General features: G+C 33.2%; 13 protein-coding genes and 1 pseudogene. 7 read left to right on the top strand and 7 right to left on the bottom strand.

Going from position 1 to position 16,091, the window contains the following annotated elements; all coding sequences use genetic code 11:
- Positions 1-692: 692 nt before the first annotated feature.
- Positions 693-1,508: a pentapeptide repeat-containing protein gene (locus tag MW688_RS01925; RefSeq protein WP_486734221.1), complete on the top strand. Its 816-nt coding sequence runs from the start codon at positions 693-695 to the stop codon at positions 1,506-1,508.
- Positions 1,509-1,576: 68 nt separating this feature from the next.
- Here MW688_RS01925 and MW688_RS01920 read toward each other — a convergent pair whose 3' ends face one another.
- On the bottom strand, positions 1,577-1,747 hold the full coding sequence (locus MW688_RS01920; protein WP_486734220.1) for a hypothetical protein: 171 nt from the start codon (positions 1,745-1,747) through the stop codon (positions 1,577-1,579).
- Positions 1,748-1,803: 56 nt separating this feature from the next.
- Here MW688_RS01920 and MW688_RS01915 point away from each other — a divergent pair, with 56 nt between their 5' ends.
- On the top strand, positions 1,804-2,139 hold the full coding sequence (locus MW688_RS01915; RefSeq protein WP_486734219.1) for a hypothetical protein: 336 nt from the start codon (positions 1,804-1,806) through the stop codon (positions 2,137-2,139).
- On the opposite strand, the gene MW688_RS01910 is transcribed toward MW688_RS01915, so the two are convergent.
- From MW688_RS01910 to MW688_RS01890, 5 genes and pseudogenes are all read right to left on the bottom strand, one after another.
- The gene (locus tag MW688_RS01910; protein ID WP_486734218.1) at positions 2,132-2,968 is read right to left on the bottom strand and encodes a hypothetical protein; all 837 of its coding nucleotides are present in this window, start codon (positions 2,966-2,968) and stop codon (positions 2,132-2,134) included. The two genes, MW688_RS01915 and MW688_RS01910, sit on opposite strands and share 8 nt — an antisense overlap.
- Positions 2,969-3,075: 107 nt before the next feature.
- Positions 3,076-4,155 (bottom strand): SPFH domain-containing protein, encoded by a 1,080-nt coding sequence (locus MW688_RS01905; protein WP_486734217.1) that lies wholly within the window; start codon positions 4,153-4,155, stop codon positions 3,076-3,078.
- 33 nt (positions 4,156-4,188) lie between these two features.
- Positions 4,189-6,381, bottom strand: coding sequence for an nSTAND3 domain-containing NTPase (locus MW688_RS01900; RefSeq protein ID WP_486734216.1), 2,193 nt, complete (start codon positions 6,379-6,381; stop codon positions 4,189-4,191).
- A gap of 43 nt (positions 6,382-6,424) precedes the next feature.
- Positions 6,425-7,750, bottom strand: a complete 1,326-nt coding sequence (locus MW688_RS01895) for a hypothetical protein (protein WP_486734215.1) — start codon at positions 7,748-7,750, stop codon at positions 6,425-6,427.
- A gap of 191 nt (positions 7,751-7,941) precedes the next feature.
- Positions 7,942-8,814 (bottom strand): annotated as a pseudogene (locus MW688_RS01890) (IS4 family transposase); the annotation flags it as partial.
- Between the two features lie 501 nt (positions 8,815-9,315).
- On the opposite strand from MW688_RS01890, the gene MW688_RS01885 reads away from it, so the two are divergent.
- From MW688_RS01885 to MW688_RS01875, 3 genes are all read left to right on the top strand, one after another.
- Positions 9,316-9,573, top strand: coding sequence for a hypothetical protein (locus MW688_RS01885; RefSeq protein WP_486734214.1), 258 nt, complete (start codon positions 9,316-9,318; stop codon positions 9,571-9,573).
- Entirely contained in the window at positions 9,574-10,017 is a 444-nt protein-coding gene (locus MW688_RS01880) for a type II toxin-antitoxin system VapC family toxin (RefSeq protein ID WP_486734213.1), read from the top strand. It begins immediately after the preceding gene.
- Positions 10,018-10,163: 146 nt separating this feature from the next.
- Positions 10,164-10,415, top strand: coding sequence for a hypothetical protein (locus MW688_RS01875; protein WP_486734212.1), 252 nt, complete (start codon positions 10,164-10,166; stop codon positions 10,413-10,415).
- A 128-nt stretch (positions 10,416-10,543) separates the two neighbouring features.
- Here MW688_RS01875 and MW688_RS01870 read toward each other — a convergent pair whose 3' ends face one another.
- The gene (locus tag MW688_RS01870) at positions 10,544-10,897 is read right to left on the bottom strand and encodes a XisI protein (RefSeq protein WP_486734211.1); all 354 of its coding nucleotides are present in this window, start codon (positions 10,895-10,897) and stop codon (positions 10,544-10,546) included.
- A gap of 589 nt (positions 10,898-11,486) precedes the next feature.
- On the opposite strand from MW688_RS01870, the gene MW688_RS01865 reads away from it, so the two are divergent.
- Both MW688_RS01865 and MW688_RS01860 read left to right on the top strand, forming a co-directional pair.
- Positions 11,487-14,228 (top strand): DUF4347 domain-containing protein, encoded by a 2,742-nt coding sequence (locus tag MW688_RS01865; RefSeq protein ID WP_486734210.1) that lies wholly within the window; start codon positions 11,487-11,489, stop codon positions 14,226-14,228.
- Positions 14,229-14,367: 139 nt separating this feature from the next.
- Positions 14,368-16,071, top strand: coding sequence for a ShlB/FhaC/HecB family hemolysin secretion/activation protein (locus MW688_RS01860; RefSeq protein ID WP_486734209.1), 1,704 nt, complete (start codon positions 14,368-14,370; stop codon positions 16,069-16,071).
- Positions 16,072-16,091: the final 20 nt, after the last annotated feature.

Below are 16,091 nucleotides of genomic sequence, written 5' to 3'. Positions count from 1 at the left end.
ACTAAGGGGGGCTTTTCATCATTTTTGTCAACATCTATTGGCGAGCTTGCTATATTTGTGCCTAACGCACCCTACAGGATTTTAAGTTTCTTTAGTGCGATCGCACCCTGAAATGAAATACCTTTAAGAGATAGTCAGGTTTCGGTGCGTTACGGCAATCATTCTTGCTGATTTTGATTTCCCCAGTGTTATTTGTGCCTAACGCACCCTACAGGATTTTAAGTTTCTTTAGTGCGATCGCTCCTTCAATAAAATACCTTTAAGAGATAGTTAGGTTTCGGTGCGTTACGGCAATCATTCTTGCTAATTTTGATTTCCCCAGTGTTATTTGTGCCTAACGCACCCTACAGGATTTTAAGTTTCTTTAGTGCGATCGCTCCTTCAATGAAATATCGTTAGGAGATAGTCAGGTTTCGGTGCGTTACGGCAATCATTCTTGCTGATTTTGATTTCCCCAGTGTTATTTGTGCCTAACGCACCCCTACAGGATTTTAAGTTTCTTTAGTGCGATCGCACCCTGAAATGAAATATCGTTAGGAGATAGTCAGGTTTCGGTGCGTTACGGCAATCATTTTGCTGATTTTGATTTCCCCAGTGTTATTTGTGCCTAACGCACCCTACAGGATTTTAACTCTTGAAAGTATTTTTTGTTTTGATATAATTACCTTAAAACGTACCTTTCCTAAGATGGAATGTCAAACGATAATAATCAACCTCCTCGTAATTTTATAGCTAAATTTGCCCAAAGAATTCAAAAAACCTTATATTCTTATATAAACGCCATAGCCGAACTTATCAGTACCTCGGTTCACATTCCTGAAATAGCTATAGGTCCTATTATTGGTTCTCTAATTACCGCTACAACTACTTTAATTATTGGTTTTCTCACTATATCTAATCTTTTTAGCGAACAATTTTTATATCGTCCTTTACAGTTACAAGATGATAGCGCTAATTATAAACTTGAACTAGACCGTTATCGTCAAACTGTCTTAACTGATTATTTAAATCAAATATCTAAACTTACTCTTGAGAATTCTGTAAACAAACTTCAAAGAAATCCTTTTTTGTTAAGAGCTATTACTCAAGAAACTTTAGGGCAACTCGATGGTGAAAGAAAACGTTATTTAATTATGTTTCTTAATGATGCTTCTTTATTAACCTCTTACCCTTTGCTAGAAGGCGCTAATTTAACCGAGGGACAATTTGACCATTTACAATTACATAAGAGTAATTTTAGAGGAGCTAATCTGAGTAAGGCTAACTTTGAACAAACTAATTTACACAAAAGTAATCTTAATCAGACTAAACTCAATAATGCTAATTTAGTTAACGCCGATTTACGGGGTGCTTCTTTGCTAAAAGCTGATTTAACTAATACTGATTTTTTAAATGCCTGTTATGATGTTTTTACCGAATTTGAGCCGAGTTTTAACCCCAAAAAAGCTAAAATGCAACTAATTGAACCTTTTGATAGCTGTGAGGGTAAAAGTTTTGAACAACCATAAAACTCAGACTTAGCCTAAAAAAAACAGGGCGCAAAGATATTCAGCGCCCCTACAATTACCAGATTTTTTTACAGCAGTTCAGATAGAATTTTAGCTGGTTCTTGTGTACTATAAGTACAATCTTCTAAACCAAAGGTAATATCGGCTTCTTCTACTGATTCAACTTGAGTACCATTTCTTGCTAGGATATGGGCGATCGCTAAATCAGAGAAGGTAGGATGAGTATTAATACTAATCAAAATAATTAACGAACATCGAACATGTCAAAGTTTGTAAATTAGCCACTTATTTATCTTTGCCAATTTTATTAGAAAGCCGTCGAAAACATATTCAAAGGTTTTTAGCATTAAGTAGTATAAGCATCAGTTTGATTTGGTTACCGATTATCCAAAAAATTATTGAAATGAAGTTTAAACCAATGTCACTGCTGATAATAGCATGGGATAGGACCCAGTGGATAGAAAATAATATTTTGATGGTTAGCTTAATATATAGAAATCATGGAATACCTTTGTATTGGAATATTTTAGAAAAACAAGGTAATAGTAATTTAAATGAACAAAAAAATGAAGTGCCGATGATTGCATTCCCACTCTTAGATAATTGCAGTCCGCCACAGTTTATTAAATAAACTTTGAAGCATCAATTAACCATTGATTTTTTTGAGAATCCCAAGTTAAATATAACCTTATGAGTTTTTCTTCAGTTGTCCATTTTGGTGTTTCTTTCATTAAGTATTGCAAACGAACATCTACTATTGCAGAACTATCATCTTCTGAAACCGTATTAATTCTAGTTATATCAACTTGTTGTACGTCTCTATTCCACCATTTTAAATAATCATCATAGTTACTTGTATTCTTCTGAAAATTTGGAGATAAACAATTATATGCTTTTCTATACTGATCATTATTAATAAGATTATAATAATATATTACAAATTCTTTGGGGGCAATAGGAATAGGTTCAGATAATAAACCTATATTTCCCCACTCTCCAGTTACTAACCAATTATCAAATGAATGCCACCAATTTTTAGATATTGAATATGTTAATAGTAATAAAATTGAAGGAACAATTAAAAAAGATTTACGAGGAAACCATTTATTATTTAATGAAGAATAAAATATTTGTTTAAATTTATTAACAATTCTATAAATAATTCTAACAAAAAAGCTAAGTAAATCGCCTAACATGTAACTTATTGATAAAGGTTGAAGATTATTGTTTCGCCTTTTTTTTGTTACTATGTGATAATCAAGTAAGAGAGGAAGAGCAAATATAAACTCACTAATTCTCAAAAATAATGTTGAAGTATGATTTAATATCCAAGGTAAAACTCTCCAAATTAACCATGATAAAAAGATGATTAATATTAAGGTAAAAATTATATTTTTCCAAGGCATTGAAAGAGGAATGTTTTCCCATATTAAACGAAAAAAAGATCTAAAAATATCCATGATCATCTCTATTCTTAAATAAGATTATTATTATTAGTTTTCAAATTAATGAGCCATATTTAATGATTAATTGTCACGAACTTTATTACATCTATTCAAAAGATAAATCATCCATCTTTTTCGTAATTAAAATGAGGTTCAGAATTTACAGAATCAGAAACTTCATCTTCAATTTTGTCTTCCTGTGATTCAGGCTTGGGATTTTCTGAGTTATTATTAAATTTACTATCTTCTAGCATTGGTGTAGATGCTTCAGTTGCTCCTACTAAACTTTGAAGAGCATTTTTACCAACTTCACTAAGTTGCCATCCTTCAAGAGCATCTGCATCTAGTAAAGTTTTGAGAATTTTAAGCTGATATTCTCTTTCACTTTGTTTTTGTTGATTCAAATATTGTGCAACGCCTGCTATATCTTGGGGATTTTGTGCAAGTTGAAGCGCTAATAATTGTAATTGACCACTTTGAAGCATATCTGCATATATTTTGGCTTTTTGTTGCATCATTTCAGCTTCAAACTGTTGGAGCTGTCTTTGTTTTTCTAGTTCAAACTTCAATCTTTGTTTTTCTAACTCTTGTTTCTGCTTTTCTATTTCAAGCTGATTTTGAAGTTGCTTTTTTTCCTCTTGAATAGCTGTTTCCATGCTTCTCTGAGTCCGAATAAATGTACGAGCTTCTTGTTCTAAAGAAAGTTTCAGAACTAAATTTTTAACCTTAAACCCTTCATCATATATTTTTTTACTGACTATTGAACTCATTTCACGCTCAGCAATTCCACTTTGGTCAACTTCATACTTACGACTTATATTTCGCAAAGCATCAATAATTAAAGGTTCTAACCATTGACTAACATCGGTCACATTTCGCTCGACAATCATTGCTGGATCACAGACTAAACAAATAAAATTAACCTCAGTATGAAAATCATAAGCATCTGACTTACAAGGAAGATTAAACTTAAACTCTAAAGGATGTTCAGTTAAATCGACTTTATATAACCAATTATACTTACCCCAAAACATTTCACCACTGGTAAGTCCTTTTTGTCCTTGCTTAAGAGTTAGTAATGGTTGTCCTTCTCCTGAAAAGACTAGGGCTTTTTGAGGTTCTGGTATTGGACGTTTTTGAAATAGTCGCCAACCACTAATTTCTTTTTTTTCTAAAATGGGATTATAAGTTAGATCGCCCATTTTTAAATCTCCTATTAATTGAAATGGATTTAATTACTTTATATTTAGATGTTTTTGTGTTTTAAGAACAGACAAAACCTTCCATGCAGAATTATCATGAGGCGGTTTTTCTGATGCCCATCGTTTTAGATAAGTAGCTATACGTTCTCTTTCCTGTTGATTTCCTTGATTTACAATATTATAAATAATTTTTCCAACTATAGGATATAGTCGGCGATCATAGTTAACGAGTTCCAACCAATCATGAATTGTGTTTAATACAGATAAGCGTGTTTCTTTAAGATTTAAAGCACGTCGTATTAAAACAATTATTATTTCTTTGCATAAATTATTTTCTTTTACTAACCATAGTAATGTTGGTATATTAGTTTCATTACACTCTTGTGTAATTTGAGAATTAGCCATTAATAACGAAAAAACAAGTAAACCTATATAATTAAGTATATATTTTTTTCTGTCTTCTGTCCATAATTGCAATGCAATGAGAACAAACAAATATTGATTAGGTATAATTTTTCCTATTTCAAAAAGACTAATTAAACTTTGGATGACTTCTGAAAATAATAATCCGTCTTGTGATTGAGCGATCGTCAATAAGTCTCTAAGTGCAAGATCTGGAAAACGCAAACCGACATAACCACCATAGGCTATAGTAGCAGTCAAAAGTAAACGAGGATTGTTAGGTAATGTACTCCAGTGATGTAATAACTTAAGTATTTGTGGAGCAAGACTGCCATCAAATATGGGAATACTTAAAGCTAATGCTGCTAGTTTTTGTAATTTTCGGTCATCAGAATTTGCCCAAGGTAATAATACTCTTTCACGAATTAGACCAAAATCATATTTGCATAATTCACCAACTGCTGCTGAGGCTTTAAGTCTAATTTCATAATTAGGATGAGATCCCAATTCATTTAACCACGAAAGTAAATAGCTACGATACTGATCATATTCCTTCCAAACATGACCTAATATAGCAGGTTGAAATCCAGAATTTTTAAAAACAATTAACTCAACTGTACTTTGTCCATATTCTGTATTTTTAAAATCTTTCTTTAAATCAGCAGCAAATTCTTTTAATCTTTCACTAAGTTTATTTTCGGGAACAATATTTTTTTCATCATTTGATGGAGTTTGAATGATAGATTGTAAACTTTTACTAGCTTCAAAAACTATTTGATAAGGACTTTTATTAAGAACTGCCAATGCTATCATAAAAGTACGTTGGCTCAAGTCCCAATGTTGATCAAACCATAATTCTACTTGTTGATTAGCTATTAAAACGAAATTAGCTAATGCTTCATCGAAAGTGAATTCCTTGTTAAGTGATTTTGATAATAATTCTGCTAGTTGAGCTAAATCACAAGGTAGTAATGTATTATTTTCAAGAAGTTCTTGAACTGATGATTTTTCGATGATTTCAACACATTTACTCGAAAGTATTTTTATTTCTTGATTCCATGCTAAATGTTTTTCTAATATTTGTTTAGGTTGAGGAAAATCATTATAAGTAATTATATATGGACTTAATTCTGTCCAAGATAATTGAACTATTTTATCTATAGTAACAACTAAGTAACTTTGATTGTTTTTTAGTTGCTGACTAATACGATTTAAAGAATATCTGTTAAGTTCTTTAGCTGTTTCAGGTGATAGTTGATCTATGATATAGCCTTGATTACTTTCTCCTTGAAACTTTGTCAAATTTTCTAAATCTAAAGTGGGATTAAGCTCAAAAACATTTTCAGACTTTAGAAGTGAGAGAATGAGATAAATGGCAGTTGCTCGCTTTCCAAAATGCAAATTTCCCCATATAATTAAAATATGATTCTGTTGCAAAATGTATTGGTAATCAGAATAATTTGACGGTTCAATATACACATTACTAATCTTTTCAATTTCACGATTAATTATTGGTCCTGCTACTTCTCGTATGGAAGTTCTTTTAATAGAGTTTACTCCCCATTTTTCTTGATGAGCGCCAACTACATCTCCTGTAATACCCACTTGATCATCAAAATAATTACCTCCACTACGAGCATCAATAAAAACATTAGCAAAACCTAAACAAGGTAAAATTTCATCAATATTTTGATTTTTATCTTTAACAAAATTTTGAACCAGATCTCTTATTGATTTATGCTTTTTTTCTTGTTCATTTTGACTGGAAAATTCAGGGGGATTATATTCATGTGATTGTTGGTCATTCTCAGTATTATCATTCATTCAATATATCTCCTTGAGTTAAAAACTTTTGAAAAAATAACTTTTATTGATTTGTTTTGATTTGATTTCCACCAACTATATCACCATTATTAATAGTAACTGAACCTTTAAAATAATTACCTCCACTTCTTTGATCTATATAGACAGATTTATTATTAAAATCAACTATAGATTGATTTTTGTTTTCTTGGGGTGCTTCTTTAATTTTTTTACCAATATTAGATTGTTCTGCTTTATTAATTATATGTTGAATAAATTCCTTATCCTGTTGAGATAAAGTAGAATCAAGCTCAATTAGATATTCTAAAAATACAACTAAGGCTAATTTTTGATCATTATCAACATAATCTTTAGAGAGTTGGTTATAAATGCTAATACTAAACTTATCGGAAGAATCAGCAATTTGAACTGAACTACAATACTTTTCTAAACCACAAAATGTCAAAAAATCAGTACGTTCATTTGGTGTTCTCAATCGATTACTTTTTGCTAAAACCCTACTTAATTGTATTTTATCTTGAACAGTTAAAAAATCAGTTGCCATAACTCTTAATTTTTGTGTTGTTTTAGCAGGTTTATTTTGTTTAGTGATCTCAACCAGAGATTTGATCACTTGTTTATTTCCTTCTAATACTTCAATGAAAGATTTTATCGCTTCTTTAGTCCATTGTGGGTAAATGCGATCGCCTATATGTATATCTTTTCCTTCGGTAATATTAACATTAAACTTACCCAATTGCAGAGCTAGTTGGCTCTTATCGGTATTACTTAATATTTTGCTTAACTGATATAGATGAGCTTCAGTGTGTTCACCTTTGATTATTTTTTCGATAATCTGGTTTAATTTTTCACCTGTCATTGTTGAAATTAAAGTTTCATAATTAACACTATTAACTTGACAATCTACACGATCTATTTCTGGAATTACACTATTAATTAAACTATTTAATTCTTCACTTACATTTATTACTTCATTTAAATCTAATTCTAACTTTTGACAAATTCTTTTAAATGTATCAAATTTTATAGGTTCTTTACTGAAAAATTTATCAACTATATTTTCATTAACAGATATAGATTTAGCAAAATTATCTATATCTGAATATAACTGTTGCAACTTTTTATCGGCTTTATCAATACCTTTTTGAGTAGCAGTAAATTCCCATAATTTTAATAAATTTTCTCCAACCTTTCTTAAGGTACAACCATTAGGCGATTCTGCCCACCTTAATAAATCCAGAGCTTGGTCTGACTGAGATGTATCGTTACCTGGTAAATATTGTTTAGGAACATTTAAACAAAAGACTAATTTTTTAAACTCGCTTGGAACCATGCGTTCTAAAATTTCTAGTAAATTAATTTTATCCATACATATAAACTATCCTTATTTAAATTTAATAGTTGAAATATTTAATTAAACTGAATTGTCTATAAAATCTATTGATTTTAATATTTTATATTTTTACTAAATGCACTTTTATAACTTATTTCTCTTTCAGGAAAAAAGGCAAGATTTCAAAATGGGATGTCTAGATCTGGGGCATTGGTTAGAAGTTAAGGCTAAAAGCAAGGTGTCAAGGGATTTTCAAAGAAAAAATTTTTTCGATTTTTCCCCACTTCTGGAAATGGAGCGATAATCAATTTTTGCCTCGGTTTTCGCCTTCTTTTTATAATTCCTAAATCTCTATTTTCTGGAGATGAAAAATATTTAACCACGTCTTTTTCTTCCCCTTTATTATAAGCAACTATAAAGTGATATAATCCTCTGTATATCATTTCTATTGAAATTGAATCAAATGGTAATGATAACTCCTCTGCTACCGCATCTCCTAAGTCTATTAATATTCCATAAAATAGCCAAGTTCCCCATATTTGTAATTTAATTCCATTAACTGAACCTGTCCATAAATAACTTAACCCCAATAATCTTTTTACTATATTAAATACTTCCTCTATTCGCCAACGTTTACCATATAAATTAGCCACCACATGAGGAGGTAAAATTTGAGGATCTATTACTGATGTTAAGTACGAATGCCATTTATTTTTTGATCTAATTTCCACTAAAAGTAAAGTAACAATTGGCGTTCCCTTTTTGCCACAACCTATATTAATCAAGCTGTCTTTTAAGTCATGACTATTGGTAAATCGCTTTAATATCTCTACAGATGCTCCTTTTTTTATTCTCGTTATAAAATCAATATTTTTGTTAATTAATTCTTGCCAAAATTGAAAATGACAAAAGCCTCTATCTAATAATAATAATGTTTTACTTTTTATTAAATTAAGGATATTTTGTTCAAATTTAACATCAGAAGTTTGCGGATTTTCTTCCACCCAAATTTCTACTGGTAGTCTCGTGACTAAATCTATAACTACCGCCATTTTTCCCGCTAATTTTCCCGTGGGAATATCTTTTAAACTATCTAATTCCATCAACGGATGAGGTTGTTTCTTAGCATGATCTCGGTTAATTTTTTTAGCCATTAAAAGTAAGAAAGAGTAAATATCCTAAAATATTAGCATTAATAAGATTTTCAGCTATTTATTAACTTTTGTTGCCAAGGGATTGACTTTTTGCTTATTTATTTAACTTTTAGCCGATGCTTTAGGCATAATTTTTACATCTTACCACATTTAATAATCTTTGGCAACTGTTAAGAGATAGTCAGATTTCTGTGCGTTACGGCAATCATTTTGCTAATTTTGATTTCCCTAGTGTTATTTGTGCCTAACGCACCCTACTGGACTGTTTCATCTAAAACTGTGCATTAGGTAGGGAAGTATCACTGTCTATTGCCCTATTCTAGCTGAAACAGTTCACTACAGGATTTTAACTGGATAGATAGCTCATTGTACTAAAAATTTTTCCCTCTCCATCAAGATTTCAGGTAATAATAAATTCAGGAAGTTGTTAAATAATCCGCGCCTCTTATGAACTCTCAATTAGTAGAATCTATTGCCATGATCATCGACTCTCTAACTCCTGAAGAAAAAGCCCTTTTAAAGCAAAAAGTTCAGTTATTTCGAGTTGAACTTGAAATTCCCCAAAAACATTTTCAAGCGATCGCTAGTTCAACTGAATGGATAGAAGCTTTTCGAGAATGGGTTGAAAGTCATAAAAATCTTAATTTACCTTCTCTTAAAGATGAAGCCATTAGCCGAGAAAGTATTTATGAAGAAAGGGGATAAGTGGCTTATCTAATCGATACTAATATTTTGTTGCGAACTATTGACTTAAAACATCCCTTAAATGAGAATACTATTATAGCTATTGAAAAGCTACGCTCTACCAATCATTTACTCTATATCGTTCCTCAAAACTTGATTGAAGCTTGGAATGTTTGCACTCGTCCTCTAGATAAAAATGGATTAGGAATGAGTGCTAACCAGACAGATACAGAGATCAAACGATTAGAAAGACTTTTTATTCTTCTTCCTGATACCCCTGCTATTTATCCTCAATGGAGAATTCTGGTCAAACAATATAATGTCCTGGGGGTTAAGGTTCATGATACCCGAATCGTAGCTGCTATGTTAGTTCATGAAATTAGCCACATTTTAACTTTTAATGTAGAAGATTTTCAACGGTTTAGTGAAATTACCGTTGTTCATCCCACCAATGTATTATCTTAAAACTGGTTGTGGATTTTGGGTTAATTCTATTACGTTTGATTATAGATAACTTATTTTTGTTGGTTTTACTTTCGTTAGTGCGATCGCACCCTCAAATAAAATACCTTTAAGAGATAGTCAGGTTTCGGTGCGTTACGGCAATCATTTTGTTAATTTTGATTTCCCTAGTGTTATTTGTGCCTAACGCACCCTACAGGATTTTCACTTTCTTTAGTGCGATCGCACCCTCAAATAAAATACCGTTAAGAGATATTCCGGTTTCGGTGCGTTACGGCAATCATTTTGCTGATTTTGATTTCCCCAGTCTCATATCTTCCACCAGAACTTATGTACTAATTTTTAAGGAAAAATGTTCTTTATGGTTAATTCTCTATAATCTTTGTATCCTAGAGGTTTAACATCAATTCTTTTACTCATTACTCATTACTTATTACTCATTACTCAACCCTCACCAGTAAATGAGTGATAAAGATGCAAGATCTGAGCTAGTGTTATTTGTGCCTAACGCACCCTACAGGATTTTAAATTATACGGTTAATTCTTCTTCTAAGGATTGTTCGGAACTAAAAGCTAAAACAATGCGATTTCTAGGAATCCCTGCTTGAATGAGGTTCCAAGCAACACCTTTTTCAGTTCCATCCCGTTGAATCCAGAATTTGCCGTCAACAATATTAACATGAATTAAACAACCATGAACGCGACGGGTTGTGGGAAAAGATAAACCATAGGCAGGTTCGCGTCCTACAATCATTAACAGATAACGATCTTGTTTTTCATCAAAAACCGTTTCAAAATGAACATCACCATAGGAGTAGGGAATTTTGGTATGTTCTAATATGATTTGACAAATTAGTTGTCTGTCTTTAGTGAGGGAATCCATTGAACAATCGCCTCCTTTTCCAAGTTAAAGATAATGACTAAAATAATTTGACCAATCGGTTCTTCAAAAAATAGGAGTAATGTGCATTTTTATTTTACTATAGCTCTCATTATAACTAATCATCTGATTTTTTTGAAGTATTTTTATAGCATTTTCGGACTCATGAGATTGTACCTAACTCGGATCCTCTCTTGCCTCTCGGAGCCTCATATCTTCCACCAAAACAAAAGTACAGAAATTGGCCGACAAGGGAGAATCAATTTTTAAACGCGATCGCATTAATTCTTTTACTCATTACTCATTACTCATTACTTCAAGACTTAACCACCACAAGTAACTTTGGGTAAAGATGCTTTGGTCTGAGGAGCCTCTCTTGCCTCAAAAGGATAACCTTTGTACCTCACCAGTATGATAATTGCTATATATAAAATTGAACACACTTACACTTCAATTCTCATCAGGTACATTCAAAATGTTAACACCTCCCTTTTGCCTCAATTGTCTTGAAAAACCCTAAATCACAGTAATTTAAATTCATTAATATTACTTCTACCATGGTAATATGAGAAAAATTGTGAGCCCAAAGCTAATGTTACAAAAAAACCACTTGAAATCTACTCAATCAATTATTTTTATTGATAGTAGAGTTCCAGAATACCAATATTTAGCGGCAAATGCGATCGCCAATGCTAAAGTTATCATTATTGATGCAAACCAAGATGGCATCTCTTCAATTACCAAGAATTTAAACAATTATCACTATAAAAATCTTCATTTAGTTACTCATGGGTCTCCAGGATGCCTATATATTGGTAAAACGAAATTAAGTATCGAAAATTTAGGTAAATACGCTACTGATATTAAACAATGGCTAGTAGAAAATTTGATTATTTATGGTTGTCAAGTTGGTTTACAGGAAGTAGGAAAAAACTTTATTCAGCAACTACAAAAAATAACAGGTGCCGTAATAGCTGCTTCTAATTCCTTAACAGGTAACTCAGCTAAAGGAGGTAACTGGAATTTTGAAATAACCACAGGGAAGATTAATTCACCTCTAGCTTTTCCTACTAATATTAGAGATGCTTACCCAGGAATTTTAGCCGAGTTTGTAGTAGATACCCTTGACGATGAAAATGATGGTATTGATAGGGGAGGAATATCCCTGAGAGATGCAATCAATGCAGCTAATAATAATTCTACAAGGGATATTATTACCTTCGCTGAATCTATTGAAGGAGAAACAATTACTCTAACCACAGGAGAAGGTTTAGAAATTACCGACAATTTAGCCATTAGAGGGTCAGTAACTATAGATGCCGACAATGAAGAAATAAATATATTTAACATATTTACCCCATCTCCAGAAGAAAGCATCACAGTAGAAATAGATGACTTAACTCTCACTAATTCCCAACAAGCAGCCATTCTCAATTTTCAAACTCTAGAAGTAGATAACATTACTATTTCCAATAGTAGCCCAGGAATTGAAACTGAAGGAGAAATAACTATTAACAATAGTATTATTGAAGATTCAGAAATCGGTTTAATTAATCGAAGATTAGCTACTATTAATAATAGTATTATTATTAATAATACAGGAGAAAATGGTGCAGGTATTTTTAATGATAATGCCTTAATTGAGATAACCAGAAGCACTATTTCTAACAATTCAGCTAATAATAATGGAGGCGGAATATTCAATAATGAGTTTGGTTTTGCCACAATTATCGAGAGTACGATTATAGAAAATAGTGCTGAAAATGGAGCTGGTATTTATTCTAACGCCATAAGTTTAATTATAAATAACACTACAGTAAATAATAATTCTGCTAATAATCAAGGCGGAGGAATTAACATCAATGAAATAAATGGTTTTCCTGGGTTTGGAGTTTTAACCAATACAACAGTTAGCGGAAATACAGCAACAGAAGGGGGTGGTATTTATAGTAATAGCAATACAAACATATTTAATAGCACTATTACCCTAAATGAAGCCGAAGAAGATGCAGGAAGTGGGGTTTTATTTGTAAATAGTGCTAATGTTACTAACACAGTACTAGCTACTATTGTTAGTACAATTATTTCTGGAAATACTAATACAGATATTGATTTGAGTGACGAAGCGAATACTAATGAGTTTGTAATTAGTAGTTTAGGAAGTAACTTAATTGGTACAGGCAATAGTTTAAGTAGTTTTATTGGATTACAAGACCAAATCGATATAGAAGATCCTCAACTGCAACCCCTAGCTGATAATGGCGGATTCACTTTAACCCATTTACCAGAAGAAGATAGTCCCGCGATTGATGCTAGTGTAACCGAATTGCTGGGAGAAGATTTACAAGATTTAGATGGAGATGGAGATACAGAAGAAACTTTACCCATCGACCAAAGGAATTCTGCAAGAATTTTTAATGATATTCCAGACATAGGCGCGGTAGAAGTATTCACAGATGTAAACTTAGCAGGAAGTAATTCAGATGATAGCATCACCGGGGCTAATGGTGAAGATACGATTAGTGGTCGTGGTGGAAATGACACAATAGAAGGCTTTGGCGGTGATGACATCCTTGATGGTGGTTTAGATGATGATTTAATTTTAGGAGGTGATGGAGATGATGACCTGACAGGCAAAGTCGGCAACGATACCTTAGATGGTGGGAGTGGAGATGACACCATGCGGGGTAGTGATGGTGATGATACTTATATTGTAGATTCCCAAAATGATGTGACGGAAAATGAAAAATCTGATGGTGGGAATGATACAATAATTTCCTCAATTACTTGGTCTATGGGACCTAATAGTAAAAATATTGAGAATCTCACTCTAAATAATGATCGCTTTGTGGCGGGAATTGGTAATTTTCTAGATAATCAAATTATTGGTGATAGTGGTAGAAATCGTCTTAGTGGTAACAAAGGTGAAGATACTCTAGATGGAGGTATCAGAGAAGATCGCCTAATTGGTGGAGATGATGATGATGTTTTAATAGGTGGTTTTGCCGATGATTTACTAGAAGGCGGCGAGGGAAGCGATCGCTTTACCTACAATCAACCCCGAGAAGGAGGAGATGAAATCATTGATTTTGAATCAGATTCGGATTTCATTGTGATTAATGCTAATGGCTTTAGCGAGGATCTAAGCATAGGTACTTTACTAGAATCACAATTAGCCTTTTCAGAAGAAGAAATAACCTCAGACACTCGTTTTATTTATAGTCAGGGAATACTTAGATTTGACCCTGATGGTGATGGGGAAGAATCAGCCGTAGATTTAGCAACTCTGAGTAATAATGTGGATATAAATAACACGAATATCCTTGTAAACTAATAATATTTACTTTCTTATATCTAAAAAAATGCTCAGAAACCCTATAAATAAACCTGTTAACTACTTATTGCCTGACAAACAGCGCTATAAACCCCTAAAAAATCACTCGTTCGCGGGATTTAAAATTCAGGGTTTAAGAATGACCTTCTCCATTCTCTCCATTTTATTCTTACCAGTAGGAATAGTTTGCTACAGCCACAAAAGCTTGGCACAAGTTTTCCCACCCACTTTTCCTCGGGATTCTTCCCCCTTACCAACAGATCCCGAACCCCTACCTCAGCCAGCGCCAGAAATTCCCCTAGATACTCCACCAACCCCTCAACCACCTCAACCAGATATACCTGGTGTGATTAATGTGGTTGGTTTTGAATTTCAGGGGAACGAAAGTCAGGTATTTACTGAAGAAGAGTTGCAAGAAGTAGTTAAACCCTATTTAGGGGAAATTAGCTTTTCTAGTTTGTTGCAAGCAGAAGCAGCAGTAACCCAACTATATATAGAAGCAGGATATATAAATTCTGGCGCAGTTATTCCCGCAGGACAAACCTTTGATGCTGATAACGCAGTTGTTACCATTCAAATCATTGAAGGTGGTATAGAAGATATTATTGTAACCGTAGATGGGAGACTTAACCCTAACTATGTTAAAAAGAGATTAGCACTAGCTACAAAAACTCCTCTCAATCAACAGGATTTACTCGAAGCTTTACAACTACTCCAGCTAGACCCGGTAATTGAGCAAATCTCCGCTAGACTATCTACAGGGGTAACTCCCGAATTGAGCTTACTAGAAGTAGAAGTAATTGAGGCTGATACTTTTAGAGTGAGTGCGATCGCCGATAATGGCAGAGTCCCTAGTGTTGGTAGTTTTCGTCGGGGTGTAGTGATTAACTCTCTCAACCTCTCGGGAAGAGCCGATAATTTACGTTTAGAATATATCAATACCGATGGAAGTGATACCTATGATGGACGCTATCAAATCCCTGTAAATGCCCGCAACGCTAAGGTTACTCTCTCGGGAAGATTTACTGATTCTGAAGTAATTGAACCTCCCTTTGATGAATTAAATATTACTGGAGATACTCTCTACTATGATTTAAGTTTTCAGCATCCAGTCATTCAGACACCTTTTCAAGAATTGACTTTAGGAATCACCGCCTCCCGCGCCGCTAGTAAAACTACTATCTTGGGGGTAGGCTTTCCTCTCTCCCTAGGTGCCGAGGATGATGGTGAAACTAAAATTTCCGCCCTGAGATTTTTCCAAGAATGGACTAAGCGTAATCCCCGTGATATTGTTGTGGTTCGCTCTCAATTTAGTCTTGGTATTGATGCTCTTAATGCTACTACTAATGCTGAACTTCCTGATAGTCGTTTTTTCAATTGGCGTGGACAAGGTCAATATGTGAGACTTCTTGCCCCAGATACTTTATTTGTGCTGCGTTCTGATTTACAACTATCTACTACTTCTCTCTTAGCTTTAGAACAGTTTGCCTTGGGAGGACTTTATACAGTGCGTGGTTATCGTCAAGATGCTTTACTTACAGATAATGGTTTTTTTACTTCAGCAGAGGTGAGAATACCAGTTTTGAGAATACAGCGCATCGAAGGAGTTTTTCAGGTTGTACCCTTTGTTGATTTTGGTGTCGGCTGGAATAATCCAGACAATCCTATCCCAACTTTTGACCCCAATACTTTAGTTGGTGTTGGTGTTGGTCTTGCTTTTCAAGCAAGTGATAGAGTGACAGCCCGTTTTGATTGGGGTATTCCTCTCACTGAAGTTCGTGATGGAGATCGCACCTGGCAAGAAAATGGTCTCTATTTCTCCATTAATTTAACTTTGTTTTAAATTCTCCCTATAATATTTGT

This window comes from Johannesbaptistia floridana (genome assembly GCF_057440575.1).
Note: the sequence above shows the minus strand (reverse complement) of the source record. Positions and strands in the feature narration are given on the sequence as shown.

What these genes read in the sequence shown, in the direction of transcription:
- MW688_RS01925 (WP_486734221.1), top strand. Translation starts at nt 693, where the DNA reads ATGTCAAACGATAATAATCAACCTCCTCGTAATTTTATAGCTAAATTT.
- MW688_RS01910 (WP_486734218.1), bottom strand. Translation starts at nt 2,968, where the DNA reads ATGGATATTTTTAGATCTTTTTTTCGTTTAATATGGGAAAACATTCCT.
- MW688_RS01905 (WP_486734217.1), bottom strand. Translation starts at nt 4,155, where the DNA reads ATGGGCGATCTAACTTATAATCCCATTTTAGAAAAAAAAGAAATTAGT.
- MW688_RS01900 (WP_486734216.1), bottom strand. Translation starts at nt 6,381, where the DNA reads ATGAATGATAATACTGAGAATGACCAACAATCACATGAATATAATCCC.
- MW688_RS01895 (WP_486734215.1), bottom strand. Translation starts at nt 7,750, where the DNA reads ATGGATAAAATTAATTTACTAGAAATTTTAGAACGCATGGTTCCAAGC.
- MW688_RS01885 (WP_486734214.1), top strand. Translation starts at nt 9,316, where the DNA reads ATGAACTCTCAATTAGTAGAATCTATTGCCATGATCATCGACTCTCTA.
- MW688_RS01870 (WP_486734211.1), bottom strand. Translation starts at nt 10,897, where the DNA reads ATGGATTCCCTCACTAAAGACAGACAACTAATTTGTCAAATCATATTA.
- MW688_RS01865 (WP_486734210.1), top strand. Translation starts at nt 11,487, where the DNA reads ATGTTACAAAAAAACCACTTGAAATCTACTCAATCAATTATTTTTATT.
- MW688_RS01860 (WP_486734209.1), top strand. Translation starts at nt 14,368, where the DNA reads ATGACCTTCTCCATTCTCTCCATTTTATTCTTACCAGTAGGAATAGTT.